Here is a 3,736-nt window from a genome sequence, read left to right on the forward strand (position 1 = left end):
TCAGGGCGGGTTCCTTCGCTTGCAACAATGGCTGAAACGAGGAAGCTTTTTCTCCCTTGTCTCAGCCAAGCAGAAATTTATGAATACTAAGATATGAATACTAAAAATGCAAAAACCTGGTCAAAGGGGACCAGGTTATGCAAACTCTTTGGTGATCAAGTTGATGTTATCGTTCAGACGTTAAAAAAGTAGACAACTAAGGTGGACATCACTAGCAGTAAACCCAGCATAATCTTGTTTTTCCGCTTTGGGATTTGGCTTCCCCTAACTAGGAGAATATGCCACTTTATATTACTGTTATGCTGACAGCTTACTTGGGCTTCTGACGGGGGACACCAAGTCATTTGCCCTATTCAGTTTGGTTGTGCTTTGTTTGGTGTCCTGCTTATTAATCTATCATCCTAAAAATTAGTCGCAAGTACCTTTTAACTGAAGTTAACGAGTCTTTAAATTTCTCAATATAAAAGATAAATGTGTTGGTAGTTGGTAGTTGTTTGTTGTTTGGAACAACCAACGATCAACCACCAACAATCAATCACCAACTCCACATTACAGGGTTATCATCAAGATGATCAGTGACGGTACGTCCAATAGCATCGATTTGTTGCAGTTCAGCTTCTGAAAGTTAAATAGCTGCTGCTTTGGCATTATCTTGTGCTTGTTCTGGGTAGCGTGCGCCTGCGATCGCTTGAGTTTGAGGTTGAGCAATCAACCAGGCTAGGGCTAATTGAGCTAGACTACACTGATGCTGTTGTGCAATTGGACGCAGTTTTTCTAAAGCTTGTTGAGCGCGAGTAAAGTTTTCTCCTTGAAATAGCTTGTTATCATTACGGTTATCTTTTGGGTCAAATTTATGATTGGGGCCAAATTTCCCTGTCAACAATCCCTGGGCTAATGGTGAGTAGGCAAGAATAGATATATTGTTTTCCACGCAATACGGCATAGCATCTTTTTCTACCTGTCGCCAAAATAAAGAATAGGGCGGTTGTAAACTATCAATACGTCCGTACTGAGCTGCTTCTTCTAATTGGCTGCGGGAAAAGTTGGAAACACCAATAGCCCGAATTTTACCTTGTTCTTTCAGGTGATTTAGAGAATCCATTGTCTCTGCAATCGGGACAATCTCGCTATTAAACGCACCTGAAGGCCAATGAATTTGATAAAGGTCTATGTAGTCGGTTTTGAGATTTTTGAGAGAGCGATCGCAAGCCTCCATAACTTGATTGTACTTGAGATGGTTAGCAAAAACTTTAGTGGCGTACTCGACGCGATCGCGGACATCAGATAAAGCTTCAGCAACAATTCGTTCTGAATGCCCGTCACCATATACCTCAGCAGTATCTATTGTGGTAATACCAGCTTCAAAAGCTGCACGTATAGTTTTAATTGAGTCCACATCTTCGATTCCTACCCACATTTTTTTGCCAGCTTGCCAAGTCCCCATGAGGATAGGTGTAATTTTTACTTCTGATGCACCCAAGCGTCGCTTTTGCATGTTTAAACCCTAACTAATAATGCTTTTTTGAGCTTACGCATTTAAGATAGGTATATCATCGCTCAAGAGGACTAGCCAAGCTATTGCACTACAGTTACTGGTGTTCCTACACTTACCTGCTCAAATAATTCCTGAACATCCTTGTTGTACATACGAATACAACCGTGTGAGGCTGCTTTACCTACTGATTCAGGATTAGGAGTACCATGAAAACCAATCCAATTTGTACCATTTGTCCAAAATCCAATCCAATAGCGGCCAAGAGGATTTTTAGGGCTTCCTCCTGGAATAGACTCACCCGTAAAAGGATGCAACCAAGTGGGATTTTTGGTCATATTAAGTACTTGGAAATTTCCGGTTGGAGTTTCCCAACCTGGCCGACCTATTGCAATCGGATAAGATTTAATTTTAGTTTTGCCTCGATAGAGAATTACTTGACGTTGGCTAAGAACAATCTTTAAATTAATAGGCTGATTTATAGAATTGACTGTAGATTTTCCTTCAGTTTGGGAGTATGATGTGCTAATGGATGGAGCTTCTATAAGAATATTTAGTAAAGTACTGGCACTAGCAATCACAACAACACTAGCAAGCGTTGAACGCAAACTTCTATTTTGGTTTCCGCTCATTTTTTTCTCCAAACAAATCTTCAATTGCCAAGGGAATTGTAAAAATATTGGTAATTGCTAATTGGTAATTGGTAATGGGAAAAATCTCTCCCCCTTATCCCCAGGGGAACCCCGAGTTCCCCAATGCCCAACAACGAAGCATAATATCGTAAGCAATTAGCCGAACTTGATATTAGATATCCTCTTATATGGAACTAGAAATGTCAGTTAGAAGTGTTTACTAAATATGGAAATTTATTCTTAAATACTTATCTCTAATGATTTATTGGTCTTCTGTCCCAAGGTTAGTGTCTGATTACATTAAGTTGTAAGAAAAAATACATATTTATTATTGATCTGTTACCAAAATAAAATTTTGTATCGTCGGTATCAAGGCAAAGTTCGAGAGTGTCAGGAGGAATAAATGTGCAAGTTGATTCTCTGTCTTCTGGTAAGAGGTAGATATTTTTGCAATTAGACAGTTAAAGTACCCTTAGCAGATTCATCGATTTTTTCTTATGTCCCAAAATAAGTACAAAATTGCATAAATTCATTCATAGCGAAATTTATGTAGCCAAACTCTCCGCTTCTTTGCTTTTTCCTTTGCGATCCTTTGCGTTTAAAAACACTACGAATTAATGCAAACCAAGTATCCACCAAAGTTAAAGCAAAAAGGTTTCTTCTATAATTTTTCCCTAATTAATTTCCACAGATAGTCGCATGTTGCATTACTCTTGGCGTCAAATAAAATCAGAGTTAAAGTAGATACTTATGGTGACTACAACTTTTCACGCACTCAAAGAATGGGCAGTTGCCGTCACTGCTTTAGAAGCAGGCAAAACAATCATGCTGCTTCGTAAAGGCGGTATTCACGAACGCAATGGACGCTTTCAAGTCGTCCATGACGAGATTTTGCTCTACCCTACTTACGAACATCAACAGCCTTTTTTACTCAAGCCTGAGTATGCTAATCTTGTTTATCCTGTGACACCAGGCTGGCATCCAGAAACAATTCGCATTGGCAGTTGGGCAAAAATTACCGATATTTTTCCAGTTTGTGATCAATTAATAGTCAATGCTTTGCTTCCCTTTCATATTTGGAACGAGCATTTTATTAGTGATCGCCTCAAATGGAAAGCGCCTCAGCCGTTATATATTTTGCTACTACGGACATACAATCTATCCCAAGTTCGAGAAATCCCTTATCTACCCGAATATGGTGGTTGTAAATCATGGATTCATTTGGATGAAACAATTAATTTACAAGGAGCAGAACCAGCTTTGTCAGATTCTACTTACCGTCAATTAGTAGCAGAAATTCGTAATATTGTTGGTGACAAGTTTTATGCACCATGCGTTTAAAAAAGTAAGAGCTTGGGAACACAATTATATGTAAATTATTAATAGGCAGAATTCTATAGCAATCCGATTTGGTTCATGAACTTAATTATAGAGGTGTGGCAATAAGCAATAGGTAAGAAGCTAGCTTCGCAAGAATCAAATAGGATTCCTATAGTTATTTTAAAAGCACAACTAGAAATGTTTAGGCAGCGGCGATTTTTTGATTAGCCGTGCTTATGAATTTAATTAATAATTTTCATAAAGCTCATCAGGTAATAAGCAAGTAAGTAGG

Annotated in this window: 2 protein-coding genes and 1 pseudogene; 1 reads left to right on the forward strand and 2 read right to left on the reverse strand. The window is 38.6% G+C overall.

Features of this window, described 5'->3' with window-relative positions; genetic code table 11:
• Positions 1 to 535 precede the first annotated feature (535 nt).
• Together UYI_RS33710 and UYI_RS0129865 are read right to left on the reverse strand one after the other, a co-directional pair.
• Positions 536 to 1,495, reverse strand: a pseudogene (locus tag UYI_RS33710) (aldo/keto reductase).
• Between the two features lie 80 nt (positions 1,496 to 1,575).
• The gene (locus tag UYI_RS0129865; protein ID WP_016870356.1) at positions 1,576 to 2,124 is read right to left on the reverse strand and encodes a L,D-transpeptidase; all 549 of its coding nucleotides are present in this window, start codon (positions 2,122 to 2,124) and stop codon (positions 1,576 to 1,578) included.
• 750 nt (positions 2,125 to 2,874) lie between these two features.
• Between UYI_RS0129865 and UYI_RS0129870 the strand changes: the two genes are divergently transcribed.
• Positions 2,875 to 3,465 carry a DUF1802 family protein gene (locus UYI_RS0129870; protein ID WP_016870357.1) on the forward strand — a complete coding sequence of 197 codons (591 nt, stop codon included), beginning with the start codon at positions 2,875 to 2,877 and terminating at the stop codon, positions 3,463 to 3,465.
• Positions 3,466 to 3,736 lie beyond the last annotated feature (271 nt).

Source organism: Fischerella muscicola PCC 7414, assembly GCF_000317205.1.
Taxonomy (GTDB): domain Bacteria; phylum Cyanobacteriota; class Cyanobacteriia; order Cyanobacteriales; family Nostocaceae; genus Fischerella; species Fischerella muscicola.